The 22,653-nt window shown below is 51.2% G+C and carries 16 protein-coding genes; 12 read left to right on the forward strand and 4 right to left on the reverse strand.

Going from position 1 to position 22,653, the window contains the following annotated elements; all coding sequences use genetic code 11:
- Positions 1–5: 5 nt before the first annotated feature.
- The gene (locus HMPREF0636_RS07275) at positions 6–1,232 is read right to left on the reverse strand and encodes a hypothetical protein (RefSeq protein WP_044169470.1); all 1,227 of its coding nucleotides are present in this window, start codon (positions 1,230–1,232) and stop codon (positions 6–8) included.
- Between the two features lie 21 nt (positions 1,233–1,253).
- Positions 1,254–2,558, reverse strand: coding sequence for a porin (locus HMPREF0636_RS07280; protein ID WP_044169471.1), 1,305 nt, complete (start codon positions 2,556–2,558; stop codon positions 1,254–1,256).
- A 680-nt stretch (positions 2,559–3,238) separates the two neighbouring features.
- Here HMPREF0636_RS07280 and HMPREF0636_RS07285 point away from each other — a divergent pair.
- From HMPREF0636_RS07285 to lpdA, 7 genes are all read left to right on the forward strand, one after another.
- On the forward strand, positions 3,239–5,212 hold the full coding sequence (locus HMPREF0636_RS07285; RefSeq protein WP_044169473.1) for an amylo-alpha-1,6-glucosidase: 1,974 nt from the start codon (positions 3,239–3,241) through the stop codon (positions 5,210–5,212).
- Positions 5,209–6,468, forward strand: a complete 1,260-nt coding sequence (locus HMPREF0636_RS07290; protein ID WP_044169475.1) for a glycosyltransferase family 4 protein — start codon at positions 5,209–5,211, stop codon at positions 6,466–6,468. The genes HMPREF0636_RS07285 and HMPREF0636_RS07290 overlap by 4 nt, the downstream gene beginning before the upstream one ends.
- Before the next feature lie 29 nt (positions 6,469–6,497).
- The gene (locus HMPREF0636_RS07295; protein WP_044169477.1) at positions 6,498–7,805 is read left to right on the forward strand and encodes a glycoside hydrolase family 57 protein; all 1,308 of its coding nucleotides are present in this window, start codon (positions 6,498–6,500) and stop codon (positions 7,803–7,805) included.
- Positions 7,806–7,963: 158 nt separating this feature from the next.
- On the forward strand, positions 7,964–8,251 hold the full coding sequence (locus HMPREF0636_RS07300) for a cupin domain-containing protein (RefSeq protein WP_005468593.1): 288 nt from the start codon (positions 7,964–7,966) through the stop codon (positions 8,249–8,251).
- Between the two features lie 14 nt (positions 8,252–8,265).
- Positions 8,266–9,969 carry a DUF438 domain-containing protein gene (locus tag HMPREF0636_RS07305; protein ID WP_044169480.1) on the forward strand — a complete coding sequence of 568 codons (1,704 nt, stop codon included), beginning with the start codon at positions 8,266–8,268 and terminating at the stop codon, positions 9,967–9,969.
- Between the two features lie 902 nt (positions 9,970–10,871).
- The gene (locus HMPREF0636_RS07315) at positions 10,872–12,539 is read left to right on the forward strand and encodes a formate--tetrahydrofolate ligase (protein ID WP_044169484.1); all 1,668 of its coding nucleotides are present in this window, start codon (positions 10,872–10,874) and stop codon (positions 12,537–12,539) included.
- 36 nt (positions 12,540–12,575) lie between these two features.
- Positions 12,576–13,922 carry a dihydrolipoyl dehydrogenase gene (lpdA, locus tag HMPREF0636_RS07320; RefSeq protein ID WP_044169485.1) on the forward strand — a complete coding sequence of 449 codons (1,347 nt, stop codon included), beginning with the start codon at positions 12,576–12,578 and terminating at the stop codon, positions 13,920–13,922.
- Positions 13,923–14,142: 220 nt separating this feature from the next.
- Here lpdA and fabG read toward each other — a convergent pair whose 3' ends face one another.
- Together fabG and HMPREF0636_RS07330 are read right to left on the reverse strand one after the other, a co-directional pair.
- Positions 14,143–14,889, reverse strand: coding sequence for a 3-oxoacyl-[acyl-carrier-protein] reductase (gene fabG / locus HMPREF0636_RS07325; protein ID WP_044169486.1), 747 nt, complete (start codon positions 14,887–14,889; stop codon positions 14,143–14,145).
- Positions 14,890–14,920: 31 nt separating this feature from the next.
- A complete protein-coding gene (locus HMPREF0636_RS07330; protein ID WP_044169487.1) occupies positions 14,921–15,526 on the reverse strand; it encodes a TetR/AcrR family transcriptional regulator in 606 nt (201 codons plus the stop codon).
- A gap of 572 nt (positions 15,527–16,098) precedes the next feature.
- Between HMPREF0636_RS07330 and topA the strand changes: the two genes are divergently transcribed.
- The 5 genes from topA (at position 16,099) to hisS (ending at position 22,649) form a co-directional block, all read left to right on the forward strand.
- Positions 16,099–18,453, forward strand: coding sequence for a type I DNA topoisomerase (gene topA, locus HMPREF0636_RS07335; protein WP_044169489.1), 2,355 nt, complete (start codon positions 16,099–16,101; stop codon positions 18,451–18,453).
- Between the two features lie 99 nt (positions 18,454–18,552).
- Positions 18,553–19,314, forward strand: coding sequence for a tRNA pseudouridine(38-40) synthase TruA (truA, locus tag HMPREF0636_RS07340; RefSeq protein WP_044169490.1), 762 nt, complete (start codon positions 18,553–18,555; stop codon positions 19,312–19,314).
- Positions 19,315–19,933: 619 nt separating this feature from the next.
- Entirely contained in the window at positions 19,934–20,728 is a 795-nt protein-coding gene (locus tag HMPREF0636_RS07345; RefSeq protein WP_044169491.1) for a thymidylate synthase, read from the forward strand.
- 27 nt (positions 20,729–20,755) lie between these two features.
- Entirely contained in the window at positions 20,756–21,250 is a 495-nt protein-coding gene (locus HMPREF0636_RS07350) for a dihydrofolate reductase (protein WP_044169492.1), read from the forward strand.
- A 37-nt stretch (positions 21,251–21,287) separates the two neighbouring features.
- Positions 21,288–22,649, forward strand: a complete 1,362-nt coding sequence (gene hisS, locus HMPREF0636_RS07355) for a histidine--tRNA ligase (protein WP_044169494.1) — start codon at positions 21,288–21,290, stop codon at positions 22,647–22,649.
- Positions 22,650–22,653: the final 4 nt, after the last annotated feature.

A 22,653-nucleotide genomic window follows, 5' to 3' on the forward strand; every position in this document is an offset into this window, starting at 1 on the left:
TCTTATTAGTGTACACCTTCGAGCTTACGCACGGCATCGTATAGGGCTTTCAGCTTCTCAGCTTCTGATGCGAGCTGGGTCTCAGTCATGAGGATCGTTTCGCGTAGATCTTTCCGTCTCTCCTCGGTCGATTGCTGCCATTGGAGGCGTAGATGCGCAAGAGACTCTTGCTTCTTCTCTAGTGCGAGCCTCTGCTCCTCTGCCTTACGGAAGGCCTCTACAGCTTCTTTAGAAGAAAAGTCTGACCAGTAGCGATAAACACGATTTCCTTGGAGCAGGAAGTAGAAGTCACCAGACTTTTCATCCTCGGGTGTGGCAACAGCAACATCCGTATCTCTTGAGGGTAGGTCACGGAGGCTTGCACGCAGGAAAGCCTGCTCTGCACTCAGCGAGTCTACCTCGTCACGGCTCTTACCTGATAGGAAAGGAGGTCTCCCCTTAGCGTAGTATACGAAGAGCGAGTCTGAGGGGCAGAAACGATCTGTCACCAACCAACCAGCGTCCTTCTCTTCGTCATAAGTCAGGAGGTAGTCATTGTAGGGAGAGTTGTAGGGCATCCCCAGAAGGGTTGGCTCGTAGAAGCTATCCCCCTGCCCTGTGAGGCGAGACATATAGAGGTCGTATCCCCCAAGTCCATCATCCGACATACGCCCAAAGAGCAGAGTCGTCCCATCCTCTAGCAGGTAAGGGTATATAAGCTCAGCCCCACTATTAAGTGCCTTCATTTCGATAGGCTGTACCTCCCAGTTCTTGCCCACCATAGAGAGCCACTCTAGGCTCGAGGAAGAGGGGCGGATCCAATTACGACCCAGCTTGTCTCGGTAGGAGGTTTGCCCCATAAGGCTATCGCACTTGAGCACCCCCTCCTCGGGAATTAAACGATTCCTTAGCTCATTGATCTTCTGAAGCCACTCCTTCTTGGCTACCATATACCGAGACTCGAAGGTTAGGTCTTCGGCACGTTGATACATACGCTCAGCGCGCTGCACTCTTGCCTGTAATAGGCGCACAGAGTCAGGGATAGCCTGCTTACGTCGCCCGAGAGCAGTGACGTACTTCTCGAGGAGCGTGTGTGCATCGGAGAACCGGTAGGCTAGATAAGCCTCTCGGGCATCCCTGAGCAGGGTCTCTGAGGCTACAGGAGTCTTAGGCTTTACCTCCTTCGCCCCTAGGGATAAGGAGGAAAGGAAGAAGAGGCTAAGAGAAAGGAGAATGGACGACTTCAAGTACATCGTAGGGAAATCACTAGTGTATTAAAAGACAAACTGAGCGCGCAATCGCAGGGTATGTAGGCGTAGCCCTTCCTCGCCAAGGGCCTTGCTATGCAGGTAGCCACCAGCATTGGCACGTGCATCCATATTGCCGTAGGTGTAGCTTGCACCCAGCACTACATATAGGTTGGGGTACCAATTAATCCCAGCTATACCCTCTGCTAGTCTCCCCCCTTGGTCTGCATCTAGATAGCCTAGACGTGCTATCAGCTCGAGGTTCCCCCCTGGGAGGAGCTCATCGGCGGTGTTGCGAAAGGTAGCCGATCTACGATTATAGGCACGTTGCTCCCCACGGAGCATATAGCTGGCAGTAAGGTAGCCCCCAAAGAAGCTCTCATACTCCTCTGGTGAGACAAAGAGCCCTCGCTCAATATCCTCTGGACGTCGAGCATGCGACTCGGGGGTATATCCAATGTTGGTCAGGAGAAATTCCCCCTGAGCATAGAACTTGGTATTGCGGTAAGCCGCCTCTGCTCCAAAGATCTCATACCGCTGCACGTTTGGCAGTTTCGTTTGGACAAAGCTCCTCTCATCTACTACAGAGCTACCATGCGCAGCTAGGAGCATTCCTCCCGTAGGGTCAAGCCTACGCTCTGGTGTACGTGTGCTGGCTGACACTCCTAGGTGCAAGACATCTCCCTCAGAGCAAATGGGGAGCCATGCAGCACGAGCAGCCACACCATAGCCCTCACAGTAGCGGTTTGCCCCCGATGTAGTCCCGACAATACCCCCTGCATACAGTCCTCCCGAGAACCAGTACCTTCCCCCCCACTGAGTCAAGGTAATCCCAATGTGACGTACCACGGGTGTAAGGAAGGTAACCACCATAGGCATAATAAGCGACACATGGCGAGATGAGGTATTCAGTCCGATGCTAATCGGGTCGTAGAGATGCCCAAGCGTGATATCCCCCCGCTCCGAATAGGCATAGCGGATATAGGTGTCACTGAGGCGTACCTTCTGCCCAGCGAAGTTCACATCTATCCTCCCCGTCCATGACTGGTATTTGGTGACAAGTGCTAGACGAGCCTGCGAGATTGTCACTCCTGGAGACATACGAAAGGGCTCAGCATCTGCCACATTCTTCCCCCAGAGGTAGTTGGACTTATTCTCGGGTAGGAAAAGGGCAGACTCAAAAGTCAATCGCCCATCAAGGGCTAGAGACAGCTCTTCGGATTGCCCTAGATGCAACCCTAGCCGTGTCTGAGCCCTTAGAGGAGAGGCTATGCTCAGGAGAGTGAGGCTCGTGAGAGCCACAATGCTGGTGAGGCGTAGACGTTTTACCATAATAAGCACTACCGTTATTCGCTGTAGTGACGAAGCTATTTATCCTACAAAGATAGCCTTTTCTACGCCAGTTCCCCGCTGGAGCTATCCCCTACTATACCATGGTAGCTCTACCTAGAATGAGGTCATGGCATGATTGGGTAAAGCTATCCCATACTTCTAGAGGCACCTCTGGCTCACCCTATGGTAGCCTCAGCCAGACGAGAGGGGTAATAAGTTTGGCATCCCCAAGGGGCCTTGGTGGAGGACTTCTGGCTCTACCCTAACCGATTCCACTTCATCCGTTTTACCTAATATCCACTCCCCTTGCCCTAGATTGCTTTTCTTCTCCCTTCTGCCTACCCATCATTCCCCAAATAGGTACTGAGGGAACCTAGTAGGAGGTACCGAGGGAACCTCTAGGTAGGTATCCTCAGTACCTCCCTAGAGGTTACGGGGGAACCCCTAGGGCGACTCCCAAACCCGCTCCACACAGGGGCTAGATGAAGTCTCTTATAGGAAATAGACGAAAATCTTGATATTCCTCGGTTTAATTTCTAACTTAGCAGGGTAATTAGGCCTAGGTCTCTCCCCCCAGGGAAACCAATAGCCTGAGATATGTAGACAATAAGCAGCTCAAACTCTACCCATCTGACCTCTCTCCCAGAAGAGGCAGTGTAGGTACACTACATAGACAAAGCATGAGTTACCTCAAGTTCGACCGCCGACTCATGGCGAACCTCGATGAGTCTACCCAGCGTGAGTACATCCGCACGAACCGTAAAGGAGCTTACTGCTGCTCCAGCATCGTCGGCTGTAACACACGCAAATACCATGGTGTGCTTGTCATACCAATCCCCTCTCTGAGCCCCAATAACCATGTCCTGCTCTCCAGCCTAGACCTAACGATCATACAGCATGGAGTGCCCTTCAATGTAGGGATACATGAGTACGAAGGAGACATCTTTTCACCTAAGGGGCATAAGTATATCCGTGAGTATAATGTAGACGTAGCCTCCTCGACGACCTACCGTGTGGGGGGCGTAGTCTTGCGGAAGGAGTTTATCTTCTGCCACTACGTCAATCGTGCGCTACTTCGCTATACCCTCCTGGAGGCACATAGCCAGACGACCCTACGACTCTCCCCCTTCTTAGCCTTCCGAGACGTCAAGATACTCACTCATCAGAATACCTCGATCAATGAAGCCTATCAGGAGGTCAAGTCAGGGGTGAGCTTCTGTCTCTACGAGGGCTACCCTACCCTACACCTTCAGCTCTCGAAGGAGCATCAATACGTCAGCGCCCCTACCTGGAACGAACGGATAGAGTACACCAAGGAGCGGGAGCGGGGCTACGAGTACACTGAGGATCTCTACGTGCCTGGCTACTTCGACGTAGATATAGCCGTTGGAGAGACCGTGTACTTCTCCGCAGGGCTAGATGAAGTAGCACCAGAGAGCCTTGCCCCTCTCTTCGAGGAGGAGCTCGCCATGCGTACCCCGAGGGAGGACTTCCGTAGTTGCCTCTTAAACTCAGCCTTACAATTCTATTACCGTCCCGATGCAACCCGTGGTTACCTCCTCGCTGGTTACCCTTGGTTCGGAGTGAGGGCAAGGGACCTCTTCATCGCTCTGCCAGGCTGTACTATCTACGCCGATGCCCCTGAGCGGTTCTACCGCATCATGGATACCGTCATCCCCGATACCCGAGCCTTCATGAACCAAGTAGGAGTGTCAAAGGAGATACAAGGCATCAACGAACCTGACGTCGGCCTCTGGGCCATCTGGACACTACAGCAGTATGCCCACTACGCGGGTAACGAAGACATGGTCAGCCGCTACGGCTCATTCCTAGATGAACTAATCCATTACTACCTGCGCAACGTACACCCCAATCTTCGTATCGATGAGACGGGTCTCTGCCTCATCATAGGAGATGGGAAGCCCCTCTCCTGGATGGATGCCAAGATAGGTGGGCGGGCAGTCGTTCGCCGAGAGGGTTATCTCGTGGAGGTGAATGCCCTCTGGTACAATGCTCTCTGCTTCTACAAAGAAGTGATACCCTCTAGGTGGGATGAGCAGCTAGAGACACTCTTAGAGCAAGTCAGGGAGAGCTTTAACCAAGTCTTCGTCAATGAGCATGGCTATCTTTTTGACTACATTTCCCCTCATACACGGCAGGACTGGAGCGTACGACCCAATATGATCTTTGCCGCTTCACTCCCCTACTCGCCCCTCTCCAAGCCGCTACGTCGCTCTGTGGTGGAGATTATCACACGAGAGCTACGTACGCCTAAGGGTCTTCGCTCCCTAAGCCCCAAGAGTGATGGCTACCAGCCACAGTGCCATGGCACCCAGCTACAAAGAGAGCAAGCCTACTACAATGGCTCTGTATGGCCATGGCTCCTGGGCTCATACTTCGAGGCCTACCTCAAGCTCTACGGGCAAGGGGCTATCTCCTTCGTTGAGAGGACACTCATCGGGATGGAGGAGGAGCTACAGGAGCATGGCGTGGGGACAATCAGTGAGCTATTTGATGGGAACCCACCCTTCAAGGGGCGCGGAGCTATCTCCTTCGCCATGAGCGTAGGAGAGATACTACGTTCGCTCAAGCTCCTCGAGGAAGCCAAGAGAGAATACGATACACAGACACTGCCGATTATCAGGTACGAATGAAAGCGTTAATGTTTGGATGGGAGTTCCCTCCCCACATACTAGGTGGTCTAGGTACTGCCAGCTACGGTCTGACACAGGGCATGGCAGCTCAAGGGGATATGGACATTACCTTTGTCATACCTCGCCCATCAGGTGATGAGGACACGAGCTTCCTGCGTATCATTGGTGCAGGTGATACCCCCATAGTCTATCGAGATGTACCCTATGAGTACGTACGAGAGCGTCTCTCTGGCAAAATGAGCCCAGAGATGTACTACCATCTGAGGGATCATATCTATGCTGACTTCTCCTACCGTGGGACGAATGACCTTGGCTGCTTTGAGTTCTCGGGCAAGTATCCCGATAACCTTCTGGAGGAGATCAACAATTACTCCATCGTAGCAGGTGTAATTGCACGTGCCGAACAAGTAGATATCATCCACTCCCACGACTGGCTGACCTATCCTGCGGGTATCCACGCCAAGCAAGTGACGGGGAAGCCTCTCATCGTACATGTACACGCCACCGACTTCGACCGTAGTAGGGGTAATGTAAACCCAACGGTCTTTGGTATCGAGATGGACGGGATGAATCAGGCTGATCACATCATTACCGTGAGCGACCTTACCCGCCGAACAGTAATCGACAAGTACCACCAAGACCCTGCTAAAGTCACCACTATACATAATGCAGTTACTCCGCTTGCTCCATCCATACTCGCCCTACCCGATCGGCGAGGAGTCAAGGACAAGGTCGTGACCTTCCTCGGACGCATCACGATGCAAAAGGGGTGTGAATACTTCGTTGAAGCTGCTGCTAAAGTACTAGAGCGAACGAAGGATGTGCGCTTCATCATGGCAGGTAGCGGCGATATGATGGATGCCATGATTCGTCTGGCAGCCGAAAGGAATATCTCCGATCGCTTCCACTTCACAGGCTTTATGAAGGGTCAGCAAGTCTATGAAGTGTTTAAGTCAAGCGATGTCTACGTTATGCCCTCCGTCTCGGAACCCTTCGGCATATCTCCTCTGGAGGCGATGCAGTGCGGTGTTCCCTCAATCATCTCTTATCAGTCTGGTTGTGCAGAGATACTAAGCTATGCTGTGAAGGTAGACTACTGGGACATCGATGCTATGGCCGATGCCATCTATGCTTTAATTACATACCCCGAGATGCATACCTTCCTGAAGGAAGAAGGCCTAAAGGAAGTCAATAGCATTACTTGGGAGGCAGCTGGACGTAAGGTACGTGCCATCTACGAACGATATACACGCTAAGTCACAACTCCACTATACTCATTCCCCTCATGAAAAAGATTTGTCTTTGCTTCCAGATACATCAGCCCTATCGTCTGAGGCGTTACCGCTTCTTCGACATAGGGAATTCCCATTATTATTCAGATGATTACCTGAATGAAGAGGTCTTCGAGCGCATTGCCGATACCTGCTACCTTCCGGCTAATCGTATGCTCCTAGAGTTACTCAAGGCCTACCCTGATTTCTCAGTAAGCTTCTCACTCTCTGGCTTAGCAATTGAGCAGATGGAGTACTATAAGCCCGAGCTAATCGATAGCTTCAAGGAGCTGGTAGCTACGGGACGAGTGGAGCTACTTGCCGAGAGCTATGCCCACTCCATCTCCTCGCTCTACGATAGCGTAGAGTTTCGCAATCAGGTACGGATGCAGCAGACTAAGCTCCGAGAGCTATTTGGGGTTAGTCCCTCTCGCGTCTTTTGCAATACCGAGCTCATCTATTCGGATGATATTGCTCTGGAGCTCTCCGCCCTCGGCTACGAAGGCATCATCACCGAGGGAGCTAAGCATGTGTTGGGATGGAAGAGCCCCAATTACCTCTACACCTCTGCGGTTAGCCCTAAAACCACCCTCCTACTGCACAACGCAAATCTCACAGAGTTGATCACCTCACACTTCTCCAACTATGCCTCAGCAGAGTACCCAGTCACAGCTGATAAGCTCCTTGGACGAGTAAAATGGTTACCCGAAGGGGAAGACTTCGTTTGTCTCTATATGAACTACGAAGTCCTAGGTGTGATGAACCGCCCAGAGACAGGAATATTTGAGTTCTTCCGTGCTTTACCTGCTCTAGCAGCCAACTATGAGGTGAGTTTTACTACTCCATCTAGACTTCTAGATGAAGAGAAGAGCGTTGGTGCGCTCTCTGTGGCCTACCCTATCAGCTGGGCTGGAGAGGAGAAGAGCACAAACGAATGGAACGGAAACATCCTACAGCAGGGTGCAATCGAAAAGCTACGTGCCTGGGGGGAGCGCGTGCATGCCCTCGAGGATCGACGCCTCCTACAGGATTGGCTATACCTGCAAAGTGCAGATCACTTCTATTATATGAATACGGTCAATTGGGGAGGACATCCATTTAGCCCCTACAGCTCACCTTATGATGCGTTCAATAACTACATGAACGTCCTCAGTGACCTTCTCCTTCGAGTGGAAGAGCAAGCACCTAGTAGCATTGAGACTGAGGAGCTGAACTCCTACCAGCAGACCATCCGAGCCCAAGATGAGCAGATTACTCATCTTGAGAATGAGGTACATCAGCTACGTAAGCAACTCTCTAGCCTCTCTGAGATCAAGCAATAACGACTTCCACGTGAACGATTGATCCAGAAGCATTGTTCTATCGCTGTGTATCCTTACGAGCAAGAGGGTGTACCGAGGCACGTGGTCGGCTTCTCATCTGGCACTGCCTCCATAGAGATAGAATTGCTCAACAAACAAACATCAAGCAGACACAAACAATGATAGGAACAGAGATTAATGAATTTGGTCTCGTCGCAGAGCAAGAGGAACTCATGGTCGTACACGTAGACCTGCCCCAAGGGAAAAAGGTACGTCCTCACGACCATGTCGGGCAAGATGTATTCTTCTCCGTAGTGAAGGGTGAGGTGATAACGACCCTCGACAGTAACGAAACCCACAAGCTCACCCCCGGTACCCTGCTACGATTCCCAGGTGAGGCGATGATTGGTATCGAAGCCTTAGTAGACAGTGAATTCTATGTCTACTTAATAAATCGTAGGAACTAACAGAAGATTCCCATATGGAAATGCAGAAGCACCTCCCAGAGGTAAACATGGATAAGCTACGTATCGTCCTCGATACAAAAGAACGCTACATGAGTGGAGATCTCTCCCTCGATGATGCTCGTGCCATCCTCAGAGAGAAGGTAAAGACACTTCGCCCCTATGAGATTGCTCTAGCAGAGCAAGAGCTCAAGACCTTCGAGGAGGACGAGTGTCGCAAGGAAGATATTCAGCAGATGATGCAACTCTTCCAGGACGTGATGGATACTAGCCGTCCTGACCTTCCCCCCGACCATCCAATCATGTGCTATATTCGTGAGAATGATGCCATGCGTGAACTCCTCAAGCAAGTAGAGGAGTTAGCTCAGTACCCTGTAATCAAAAACCAATGGCTCGCACTCTACGATGAGCTTCACAAGTATCGCCTTCACCTCTCGCGCAAGCAGAACCAGCTCTACTCCATACTAGAGAAGAAAGGTTTCGACCGCCCAACAACGACGATGTGGCTCCTCGATGACTTCATCCGTGACGAGATAAGCGATGCACGCCGTCTCATAGAGCAGGATAAGGATGAGGAGTTCATCAAGATGCAGAAGATGATCGTTGAGGATGTCCTCGACTTGATGCAGAAGGAAGAAACTGTTCTCTACCCCACATCGCTGGCTATGATACGTCCCAACGAGTTTGAGGAGATGAAGGCTGGAGACCGTGAGATTGGCTATGCCTGGATACGTGTGGGCAAGGCTAAGAAGGAGCAAGAAGAGCCTACCCCTGCATCTGGTACAGCTATGACAGCAGGCTTCGCTGGTGAACTAGCAGCACTCCTCGGTAAGTACTTCAGTGCAGGTGGTACAGACCCCAATGGACTACTGGACGTTGCTCAGGGGCAGATGACCCTCGAGCAAATCAACCTCGTCTATAAACACCTCCCCGTAGACCTCTCTTATGTGGACGAGAGTGAGATTGTTCGTTTCTACTCGGACACCGACCACCGGGTCTTCCCACGAAGCAAGAACGTAATCGGGCGTGATGTGAAGAACTGCCACCCTCGTACCAGTGTCCACCTCGTAGAGGAGATTATCGAGAAGTTCCGCAACGGAGAGGAAGACGAAGTCGATTTCTGGATCAATAAGCCTGGCCTCTTTATCTATATTACATACGTGGCAGTCCGTGATGAACAGGGACGCTTCCGTGGTGTATTGGAGATGATGCAAGATTGTACTCGTATCCGTAGCCTCGAAGGCTCACGTACCCTGCTCTCTTGGGATAAGAGTAACAAGGCTGCAGACAAGCACAATCGTGCAGATCAAGAGGGAAGTGCCTATGCATCCCCTTCGCATAGTGCTCCTCATCAAGAAGCACCCCACCCTCAGGAGTCACATCATCACCATGCAGAAGAAGAGGATGACGATGATAACTATGTATCCTGCTCCTGCATGAAGAAACCTGCTAACGCTCCAACAGAGGAGCCAGAGGAAGAACCAGTCACAGAGATCTCTGAGTACAACGGCGATACACGTCTCAAGCACCTACTAGACGTCTATCCTTGGCTCAAGGCTGAGTTACCACAGATTAACCCAGCATTCAAGATGCTCTCCAGCCCACTAGCTCGGATCATGATTCCCCGTGCCACAATCTCAATGATGAGTGAGCGCAGCGGGATGCCTATCTCAGAGCTAATCGCAGCTATCCAGGCTCGCATCGCAGCCCACAAGGAGTAAGCTATCCTTCCCCACAAGGAGGAGATAATAACAGGGACACCACGTGGAGGTACAATCCATGTGGTGTCCCTGTCCATTATATACCATCACCATCAATAGATAATTATCATAGCTCTCATCACCCCAATTGATCTCGTTTTACACGGGCATTCTCAACAAGTATAGGGTTCAATCGATACCCACCGTAGGGTCCGATTAATACCCACCGTGGGGTACAATCAATACCCACTGTAGGGTATAACTANGCATTCTCAACAAGTATAGGGTTCAATCGATACCCACCGTAGGGTCCGATTAATACCCACCGTGGGGTACAATCAATACCCACTGTAGGGTATAACTAATACCCACTGTGGGGTACAAAAGGGAAGAACTATGTCAGGGAGGCATGAAGAAAAGCTAGCCCCAGCACTCATCCAGAGTACCGGGGCTATGCAGACAGGTGTGTGTATTACGGTATCTTGGCTCTGCAACCAAACACAATTCTCGGTTACGAAAAAGATTGCTTCGAATTGGTACTACAAAGGTGCAGAGAAATATCCTTATATGCAAGCAATATCAACACATCCCTAAAACTTTAATCTATTTTAATCTTAGCAAACTATATATACCTCCTAAACCACCCTTGTAGCAGACAGATTTAGGCATATTTATTTCTCTTTTAATAGTCTTTAGTAATTCATTGAGTGTTTCAACTCCTTTCTTGGAAGAGTTAGAGTCTACCAACGATAGCCTAAGCACCTCTTTCCATAGCCTCAAGCAGAGAGTTTTCGGGAAATCAGAGACCGTTGCGGTAAGACCCTCTTTGGCTTGTTACTCTCCCATCTCAGGAGCTGAGACTACAGAGCAGCTTTATTTGTATATTTGATGCAGGATTCACTCAACTCTAATCAATTACGGCAATGAAGACGGACATCGAAATCGCTCGCTCAATCGCCCTCAAACCTATCGATGAGATTGCCAATCAGGCAGGCATCCCCGTGGGGAGCCTTGAGCATCATGGCAAGCATATTGCCAAAGTAGACCTATCTGAGATACCCAGCACACCACCCTCTGGAAAACTTATCCTCGTCACAGCAATCACCCCAACAAAAGCAGGCATCGGCAAGACAACAGTCTCCATAGGTCTTGCCCTAGGCATGGCGCGCTTGGGTAAGCGTGCTGTTGTTGCCCTTCGTGAGCCCTCTCTGGGGCCTTGCTTCGGACAAAAGGGAGGAGCTGCAGGAGGAGGCTATGCACAGGTACTCCCGATGGAGAAGATCAACCTCCATTTCACAGGAGATTTTCATGCCATCACCTCCGCTCATAACATGATCACAGCACTCCTAGACAACTACATTTATCAGAACCGAAACAACCCCATTGATGGTCTCAGTGAGGTACTCTGGAGACGTGTCTTAGATATCAACGATCGTGCCCTCAGGGAGGTAGTCACTGGACTTGGTGGTTCCGTCAATGGTATCCCTGCTGAATCAGGCTTCGACATCACCCCAGCCTCGGAGATCATGGCTATTCTTTGCCTTGCCACCTCACTTGAGGATTTAAGACGAAGGATAGAAAACATCCTACTAGGCTACACTAAGAGTGGCACCCCCTTCACCGTGAAGGATCTCGGTGTAGCTGGAGCTATCACAGTACTGCTACTTGATGCCCTAAAGCCCAACCTTGCCCAGACAACGGAGCATACACCCGCCTTCATACATGGCGGGCCGTTTGCTAACATTGCTCATGGCTGTAACTCGATCCTTGCTACACGCATGGCTCTAGCGCACTCCGAGTACACCATCACAGAGGCAGGCTTTGGAGCTGACCTTGGAGCTGAGAAGTTCTACAACATCAAGTGTCGCACAGCAGGCTTATCACCAGCCCTAACCATTCTAGTAGCGACACTAGGAGGACTAAAGATGCATGGTGGTGTAGATGAGAAAGAGCTCAAAGCTCCAAATGTGGAGGGTGTACGCAAGGGGCTCGCCAATCTAGATCGACACATCGAGAATCTAGGTAGCTTCGGTCAAACTGTTATCGTAGCCTTCAATCGTTTCGCAACTGACTCGGACGAAGAAATCGAAGTTGTACGAGCACATTGTGCATCACTAGGCATAGGCTTTGCTGTCAACACTGCTTTTTCCGAGGGTGGAGCTGGCGCTCTCGAGCTTGCCCAGCTTGTGGTGGATACAATCGGTAGGGAGCCCTCTAAACCTCTGACCTTCACATATCCTCTCGAAGCTTCGATTGAAGAGAAGGCTCAGCTACTAGCCCGGAAGATCTACGGAGCACGGAGCATCACCTTCTCAGCTAAGGCAAAGAAGCAGCTGGCACGTATCAGCACCCATGGCTGGGACCGCTTCCCTATCTGTGTGGCCAAGACCCAATACTCGTTCAGCGAAGACCCTACTGCCTATGGAAGTGTGCGGGATTTCGACCTAGAGGTACGAGACGTGGTAATCAATACTGGGGCAGAGGTGATTGTTCTTGTCCTCGGCACCCTGATGCGTATGCCTGGACTACCTAAGAGTCCGCAGGCACAGCGCATCGACTTCATCAACGGCTTTATCGAAGGGCTAAGCTAAGTCCTTTCGTCACTACATACCTAAGTACATACTACAATGAACTATGACCTAGCTATCATCGGGGCTGGCCCTGGTGGTACGGATGCAGCGGAGCATGCTGCCACTCACGGCCTCAAGGTCGTTATCTTCGAAAAGAATAAGCTCGGTGGCGTATGCCTTAACGAAGGCTGTATCCCCACAAAGACACTCCTTCACTCGGTACACTTGCTGAGCGAAGCCCAAGAGGGACGCAAGTATGGTCTCTCAATCCCTGAGGCGGAGCTGGAGCTATCGAAGGTGATGGCTCGTAAGAACAAAATACTCAAGAAGCTCTCAGCAGGTATCCGCATGAGTCTACAGAATAGTGGTGTAGACATCGTCACAGAGGAGGCTAAGCTCTCTGGGAAGGCGGGGGAAAACTTCCTCATCCAAGCAGGCGAAACCACCTACGAAGCTAAGAACGTTATCCTAGCAACAGGATCTAAGGCTTTTATACCACCTATCCCTGGTCTAAATGAGACTGCCTACTGGACGGCAAAGGAGGCTCTAGAGATAGATGAGCTACCCAAGTCTCTTGTCGTCCTTGGGGGAGGCGTCATCGGGATGGAGTTTGTCTCATTCTTCTCTTCTCTGGGTGTCGAGGTAACTGTTATTGAGATGCTCCCCAAGATACTTGGTCCTATGGACGAGGAGGTATCAACAGAGCTACAACGAGCATTTGAGAAGAAGGGAGTAAAGTTTCATCTTGAGACAAAAGTCACTGCTGTACGCCCAGATGTGATCGTGGCAGAGTACAATGGAGCTGTGCTGGAGATACCCTATGAGAAACTCCTTGTCAGTGTGGGTCGTAGGGCTGTGACAGATGGGCTAGGTCTGGAGACCCTTGGGGTGAAGCTCGAGCGAGGTGCTATTACTGTTGATCGCTATATGCAGACATCAGTCCCAGGTATCTATGCCATAGGAGATGTCAATGGTGTCTCTATGCTCGCCCATACAGCTGCCCACGAAGGGGTGGTAGCGGTGGATCATATCCTCGGAGGCAAGGAAGAGATGAGCTATCATGCCATCCCTGGGATCGTCTACTCCAACCCTGAGATAGCTTCTGTAGGGCGCACGGAGCAGGAGCTCCAGCAAGGAGGAGCTACCTACCAAGTCCACCGTGTGCCGATGACCCTCTCGGGGCGGTTCGTTATTGAGAATGAACAAGCAAACGGTATCTGCAAGATCCTTACCGACGAGTCAGGCGTCATCCTCGGAGTACACCTCCTCGGCAATGGCTCCTCTGAGATCCTCGTACCTGCAGTGATGGCAGTGCAATGTGCGCTGAAGCTCTCCGACCTAGCTAAGGTCGTCTTCCCACACCCGACAGTCTGTGAAGTCCTTCGCCTAGCAGCCTTGCACTAGGGGACACTTACTCCCAATGCTAAAGGCGACACACCTTAGTGAGGTGTGTCGCCTTTACTTTTACTTGTCCTAGGACGGAGAGATCCTCCTCTTCCTATCTTTCCTTTGAGATAAACTCCGAGCAAATCCCTAAGCCTTTTGGGGAAAGCTACATGAGACTCATATAAGGGTGGCTCAAAGGAGGGGTTGAGGAAGAGAAATAACCTGAGGGAGAGGATCCCTACATGTTCATACCTCCGCAGACGTGGATCGTCTGTCCCGTAACGTAGGAAGATAGGTCGCTGGCAAGGAAGGTAGCCACATTAGCTACATCCTCTGGCGTGCCACCACGACGCAGGGGAATCTGAGCCTCCCACTGCTTGCGCACCTCCTCACTCAGAGCATGTGTCATGTCAGTGATGATGAAGCCTGGTGCGATAGCATTTGCTCGTACACCACGTGAGCCAAGCTCCTTGGCTATGCTCTTGGCTAGCCCTATCATCCCTGCCTTTGATGCCGAATAGTTTGTCTGACCAGCGTTGCCAGATACCCCAACGACAGAGGCCATGTTGATGATGCTTCCACTGCGTTGCTTGAGCATAACGGGCGTCACAGCATGGATGAGGTTGAAGGCAGACTTCAGGTTCACATTGATTACGAGATCCCACTGATCTTCGGTCATACGCATCATCAGTCCATCTCTGGTGATCCCTGCATTATTAACCAATACGTCGATGCGACCAAAGTCGGAGACTACCTGATCTACGAGCTGATGTGCAGCCTCGAAGTCCGCAGCATTAGAGGAATAGGCCTTAGCTCGAACGCCTAGAGCCTGTAGTTCTTTCACGAAGGACTCTACGCTCTCATCGATCTTGAGGTCAGTGATGACCACATCTGCACCTTCCTGTGCATACTTTAGTGCAATCGCACGGCCGATTCCACGACCTGAGCCCGTGATAACGGCTACCTTGCCAGATAGTAAGTTCATATCTATTCTCTTGTTAAAGGGTTTACATTACTTATATATGCTCCCCACGGTTGGGGTGCATCAGTCCATTGAGGAGGAAGTGACGGACGCAGCGTCGTATCTCATCCACTGTTCCCTCGGAGCGGTAGGCACCACTGATGAAAGGTACCTCCATACCTTTTACGATGTTCTGCAATAGGTAGGCGGTGAGACGCACATCCTCAACGAAAAAGAGACCTGCCTGCCGTCCCTCTTGAAGCACAGCCTCAATCTGATGGATTTCCCTGCGATCGAAGGTAACTCTAGCCTGCTCTACCAGCCAAATATCCTTGAAGAACTCCGCACGGAGTGACCCATTACGTAGTACGAGGTCTTTGATCTTGTCCAGATGCGTGAGCATCATTGTCATGATTTTCTCTTCGGGGCTAACCGAGAGACGTCCCACCAGCTCCAGCTCATGCCATAGACGCTCCAGCTCTCGCTCGATGACGGCATGATAGATCTCATCCTTGTTCCTAAAGTAAGTGTAGAGTGTACGGCGCCCCCTCTTTGAGGCATCAGCAATATCGTTCATCGTCGTATTGGTAAACCCAAAACGAGCGAAGAGCTGTCGTGCTACCTCGATCATCAGATCCTTTGTTTTGACAATGGTTGCCATGTCTCTGTACTTAACTTCCCTAGACGGATAATCTATGTGATGTGGTTGTACCAAGGGGTATGAGTCGTACCCACCTTGTGCAAAACTACAAAATTCTGCTCACAATCACCCAAAGCGTGCAATACGTTCTTCTTTCCCTACCCTTCTCTTTCTCCCGAAGCCCCTCTATCTCGTTCCTCTTTACCCTCGTTTAGTTTCCCTCGTAACCTCACAAATCACCTATGATAGGTGACAACATCCACCTATGATAAGTGGCAGCGATCACCTATCATAGGTGATTTTACACATTCCTCCACAACCTCTATTTAGGAACCTAAGCAGACGACAACGGGGTATAAGGCAAGCCACCGGAAGCAGAAAAGCAGAGATGAAACCCACTCTAAGAGGAAAAGATAAGGAAGGCAAACCTAGAAAGTTTCCTCTGAGACAGAGAGAAAGTGATCAAAAGAAGGTTGGTGCCCCGCGAAAAATCTCTTTCGCTAGGGATATACGCTTTTTGCTACCTTTGCAAGCAAAATAACAAGGCATTATCTCCTCATCTCCCCACAGACGACAAGTAGGCGAATCATTAGATGAACTTAGTAATAGTAGAGTCTCCCAAGAAGGCGGAACTCATTCAAGGCTTCCTGAAGAAACATAAGCTCACCGACTATAAGGTGATGGCTAGTGCTGGACACGTGCGCGATCTCAAGCAGCACTCTTTCAGCGTTGATATACAGGATAACTTCCGCCCTGAGTACGTCATCACCGACGACAAGAAGGCACTAGTCAAAGAACTAAAAGCCCAAGCCAAGAAAGCCGATCTCGTCTACCTTGCCTCCGATGAAGACCGCGAGGGAGAGGCTATTGCTTGGCATCTGAAGGAGGCTCTAGGACTTGACCCTGCTAAGATCAGACGTATCGTCTTCCATGAGATTACAGCCGAGGCATTTCTTCAGGCGCTTGAGCACCCCAGAGACATTGATATGAACCTAGTGGATGCCCAGCAGGCTCGCCGCGTGCTGGACCGTATCGTGGGCTTCGAGCTCTCGCCCGTCCTCTGGAAGCGTATCCGTCCCTCTCTCTCAGCTGGGCGAGTACAGTCCGTGGCGGTACGCCTTGTGGTTGATCGGGAGCGAGAGATTAACGCCTTTGTACCTCAAAGTGCTTTCCGCCTACAAGCCGACTTCACACTTGCCTCGGGGGACACCCTACGCACAGAGCTCAATCACCGCTTCACTCAGGAGCAGGAGGCACAGGAGCTGATGGAGCGTTGCCTCAGAGAATCTTTCTCGGTAGAGACGATTACCCGCCGAGCAGCACGTCGCTCACCCGCAGCACCCTTCACCACCTCCACCCTCCAGCAGGAGGCTGCACATAAGCTGGGCTACCCCGTATCACTGACAATGCGCCTTGCCCAGTCCCTCTACGAATCTGGACACATCACCTACATGCGAACAGACTCGGTAAATCTCTCTAACCAAGCCTTAGCCTCCATTGCACATCAGATAGCACTTCACCCAGGGAAGGAGTACCATCAGGCTCGACGTTTCCAAACAAAGAGTAAAGGTGCACAGGAGGCACACGAGGCTATTCGCCCCACCTACATCGATAGAGAGCAAGTCGCAGGCACGGCGCAGGAGCAGCGTCTCTACGATCTAATCCGTAAGCGTACCCTAGCCTCGCAGATGAAGGATGCAGAGCTGGAACGCACCACGATCTCTCTACCAGTCAGGGGTACAGAGTACGCCTTCGTTGCTCAGGGAGAGGTCATCACCTTCCGAGGCTTCCTAGATGTATATATGGAAGGCAACAACGAGGAGGGTACACCCGAAGCGACCAAACTGCTCCCCCCCATGCAGGAGGGAGATATCCTCACCCTGAAGGGACTACTTGCCGAAGAACGCTTCACCCAGCGCCCTGCACGCTATACTGAGGCCTCCATGGTCAGCAAGATGGAGGAGCTAGGCATAGGCCGCCCCTCTACCTATGCACCAACCATCCAGACAATACAGAATAGAGGCTACGTAGAGCGAGGCGATCGTGAGGGGCAGGAGCGCAACTACATTGTCCTCACTAGCGAGGGGAGCGCCATCAAGCGTGAGGTGCGGACTGAAATCTACGGAGCTGACAAAGGCAAGCTCCTTCCCACCGATGTCGGGATTGTAGTGAACGACTTCCTCGTCGCACAGTTCCCCAGCATCGTGGACTACAACTTTACGGCAAGTGTCGAATCAGAATTTGATGAAATAGCAGAGGGGAATAACGCTTGGACAGGCACGATTGGCTCATTCTATGGGGACTTTCATCCCGTGGTAGAGCGTGTCACTACTGAGCGCAGTGAGCAACGGGTAGGCCAACGAATCCTAGGTACCCAGCCCGGTACAGGTCTACAAGTCTCTGTCAGCATCGGTCGCTATGGCCCAATGGCACAGCTGGGCACCTCCGAGGACAAAGAGGAGCCTCGATTTGCGTCTCTTCAGTCTGGGCAGTCCCTAGAGACCATCACACTAGACGAAGCTCTCTCACTCTTTGATCTCCCCAAAACCATAGGAATGTATGAAGGGGAACCCCTCACCGTTGCAAGTGGGCGCTTTGGTCCCTATGTACGGCATGCAGGCAAATACTATAGCCTACCCAAGGAGGCTGATCCCCTAGCATACACCGAGGAGGAAGCAATCCAGCTCATTAAAGATAAGCAGGCAAACGAAGAGAAGAGCCTACTAAAAACCTTCTCTGAGGATACCGAGCTCCAGATACGTGATGGACGCTTTGGCCCTTACCTCAAATACAAAGGAGAGAACTACAAGCTCCCCAAGGGAACTGTCCCCGAGAGTCTCTCCTACGATGACTGCCTCAAGCTCATCGCCGAGACACCAACGAAGTCAGCACGTAAGGGAGGGCGCAAGGGACGCACCACCTCAACTCGCAAAGCTAAGACCAAGTAACCCCTCGGCTTTATCCTCACCGATACCACTCTCGGGATGGGGCTAAGTTTCCCTTAGCTCCTTCCTCTATTCCCTCTTTGCCTCTTACACTGGCACCCTATGCGCTACTTCATTACCCTCAGCTACAACGGTACGAACTATAGCGGTTGGCAGACACAGCCCTCCGCCGTCACAGTACAAGAGACTATTGAGCGTGCCTTAGGGGTAATCCTCCGCTCCCCTACTCCCATACCTATTGTAGGAGCTGGGCGAACTGATGCTGGGGTGCATGCTCGAGCTATGGTAGCACATGTTGATTTACCTTTAGAGCTAGAGGAGGCAAAGGACTTAGTCTTCCGTGCAGACCGTTTTCTACCCAAGGATATTGCCCTGCACTGTATTCGTCCTGTCAGGGAAGAGGCACATGCACGCTTCAGTGCCACAGCACGTACCTACAGGTACTATCTAACGCTTAGGAAAAATCCCTTCGTAGAGGATCTGATGCTACGCCTACATTTCCCTTTAGATTTCGAGGCTATGAACGAAGCTGCAAAGAGGCTACTTGACTATACGGACTTCACGAGCTTTAGCAAACTACACACTGATGTTAAGACGAACGATTGCCGTATCACCGAGGCCTATTGGCAGAGAGGGATAGAGGAGGGAACTTGGGCCTTCACCATTACCGCAGACCGCTTCCTACGCAACATGGTACGGGCGATCGTCGGCACCCTACTTCAGGTAGGTAAGGGAAGGCTCACAGTGGATGACTTCGCTGCTATCATTGCTGCCCAAGATCGATCAAAGGCAGCAGCCTCGGCACCTGCCCATGCCCTCTATCTAGAGGCTGTCACCTATCCATCCGACCTCTATCTAGGGTAGCCTGTCCTCACTCAGACCTGTACAGCCCAGGGAATTTAGGTTACTAGCTCTCCTAGATGTATCTAGGGCAAGGAAAGGGCTATCCCCAAAGCACGCAAACCTCCCTGCTTAGCTAAACCAGCCTCCCTTCCCCCCACAACCTGCACAATCTACCTACAGTCAGCTATCTATATGTCCTCCTAGCTGTGCCGATAGCCTCTACTCAATGGGGCTATTTAGTTATCCTTGACACCTGGCAAATCACCTATGATAGGTGACGCTCTACACCTATGATAGATGAACGTTGTCACCTATCATAGGTGATTGAGCAGGTTACAGGCAGAAGTACACGATAGTAGCGGATGAGGATAAATAGTGGTTTCCCGCTCATCATATTGGCTACCCCTCAGATACCTTAGAGAGACAGGCTCCCCTAATAGACTTAGCCTCACAGTTTCATCTATCCACATCCTGCGATACAGCATAGCAGGACTTCATAACATCAGAGGAAGAAGATCTACTTGGAAAAGATGAAAGAGGCAGAGAGAAAGGAGGTGTTAGGCTGAGGGGGCTAATTTATGTACCTTTGTACTGCTCAAATCTCCAAGGAGCAAATGATATATCAAGCAGGGATTATATAATGAAGCAATATCTTGACCTACTTCGCCACATCCTAGAGGTTGGTAACACGAAAGATGACCGCACAGGGACAGGTACAGTCAGTACCTTCGGCTATCAGATGCGCTTTGACCTCAATAAAGGCTTCCCCCTGCTTACAACGAAGAAGCTCCACCTCAAAAGCATCATCTACGAACTTCTGTGGTTCCTCCAGGGCGATACCAACGTGCACTACCTGCAGGAGCACGGGGTACGTATCTGGAACGAGTGGGCAAACGAAGACGGAGATCTCGGGCCGATTTATGGCTACCAATGGAGGTCTTGGCCAGACTACAAGGGGGGACACATCGATCAAATACAGCAAGTCATCGAACAGCTCAAGCACGACCCAACGAGCCGTAGGATCATCGTCTCAGCTTGGAACGTAGCACAGCTCGATGAGATGGCGCTTGCCCCGTGCCACTGCTTCATGCAGTTCTATGTAGCAGATGGGAAGCTCAGCCTACAGCTCTACCAGCGTAGTGCAGATGTCTTCCTCGGGGTACCATTCAACATTGCATCCTACGCACTCCTTCTGATGATGGTAGCGCAAGTGGTAGGGTTAGAGGTCGGAGAGTTCGTCCATACCTTTGGCGACGTGCATATCTACCACAACCACCTAGAGCAGGTAGAGCTACAGCTCAGCCGTTCACCTCGAGCACTCCCTACGATGTGGATCAACCCAGAAGTAAAGCGATTGGAGGATTTCACCTACGAGGACTTCGAGCTACGTAGCTACGATCCCCATCCACACATAGCAGCCGTCGTATCGGTATAGCTAGCTAAGTATTCATCCAAGCTCTATATGACACTCTCTATCGTTGTAGCTATGGCTCTTGACCGAGCAATCGGGAAGGACAACAAACTCCTCTGGAGGCTCTCCGATGACCTGAAACGCTTCAAGGAGCTGACGACAGGACATGCAATCCTCATGGGACGACGCACCTATGAGTCCCTGCCCAATGGCGCACTCCCCAATAGACGTAACATCGTCATCAGCCGCACCCTCACGAGCCTACCTGACGCAGAGGTATTCCCCTCCATGGACGAGGCAATCAAGGCTCTCTGTGAGCAAGAGGAAGAGGTCTTTGTCATCGGGGGCGGGAAGATCTACTCTTCCATCCTTGATCGAGCTGATCGCATCTACCTAACGCAGGTGGAGGCACGTTTCCCCGATGCAGACACATTCTTTCCCCAGATAAATCAGACAGAGTGGGTAGAGCTCTCACGAGAGGAATTTCCTCAAGATGAGAGGAACGAATATCCATCAGCCCTTGTCATCCTCTCTCGGAAGAAATAAGGGACACAACACAGATAGAGATACAGACAATAATATAATGCAGAAACCAACGATCCCTAAAGGTATGCGAGACTTCGGGCCAGTAGAGATGGCTCGACGCAACTACATCTTCGATACCATCCGTGAGGTATACGCTCTCTATGGCTTTCGTCAAATCGAAACCCCTACCATGGAGCAGTTGACAACGCTCATGGGGAAGTATGGAGAAGAGGGAGATCGATTACTCTTCAAGGTCCTCAATTCTGGGGATGCACTGAAAGAACTAAGCGATGAGGAACTTCTAGAGCGTAACGCCGGACGCTTTGCAAATAAGGCATGTGAAAAGGGGCTACGCTATGACCTCACGGTACCCTTTGCTCGCTATGTGGTGATGCACCGTGCAGAGCTCACCCTCCCCTTCCGTCGCTACCAGATACAACCCGTGTGGCGTGCAGACCGACCACAGAAGGGACGCTACCGAGAGTTCTACCAATGTGATGCCGATGTGATTGGCTCAACTTCTCTCCTTAATGAGGTAGAGCTCCTCCAGATCATCAACGAAGTCTTTCGTCGCTTTGGCCTAAGGGTGCGCATTCACCTAAACAACCGCAAGATCCTAGGTGGTATAGCAAGTGTCCTAGGAGAAGAAGAGCGGCTCATCGACATCACTACGGCAATCGATAAGCTGGATAAGATGGGCCAGGAGAAAGTATTTGATGAGCTACGTGGCAAGGGCTTTAAGGAAGAAACCCTTCTACGTCTTCAACCTCTCCTCATGCTCTCTGGCTCCAACAGGGAGAAACTAGATAAGCTCGCCACCCTACTTGCTGCATCAGAGGAAGGGCTAGCAGGGATTGAGGAGCTTCGCTTCATCCTTGACCATATAGAGACGCTGGACTTCTCTGCCGAACTGATGATTGACCTAAGCCTCGCTCGTGGGCTATCTTACTACACAGGAGCGATCCTAGAGGTCAAGGCACTTGACACCCCCATGGGCAGTATCTCGGGAGGGGGACGTTACGATAACCTCACCGGGATATTTGGACTAGATGGACTTAGTGGCGTAGGGATTTCTTTCGGGGCTGACCGTATCTACGATGTCCTACTTGAGCTTGGATTATTCCCTGAGGAGTCAGAGGTGGGTACACAGATTCTCTTGGCTAACTTTAGCAAGGAAGATGCGCTTTACCTCCTACCCCTTCTTGCGAAACTTAGGGCTAGGGGCATCCGTTGCGAGCTTTACCCTGAAGCCACTAAGATTAAGAAGCAAATGGGCTATGCTGATAGCCTAAAGATCCCATACGTACTCCTCGTCGGTGAGGAAGAACGACTAGCAGGACGCTTCACCCTCAAGGATATGCAGCGGGGAGAGCAGGTACAGCTTAGTGAGAAAGAGCTACTAGAGAGGTTCGGCTACTAAGGAT

It is taken from the genome of Porphyromonas catoniae ATCC 51270, assembly GCF_000565015.1.
In the GTDB taxonomy this organism is placed as follows: domain Bacteria; phylum Bacteroidota; class Bacteroidia; order Bacteroidales; family Porphyromonadaceae; genus Porphyromonas; species Porphyromonas catoniae.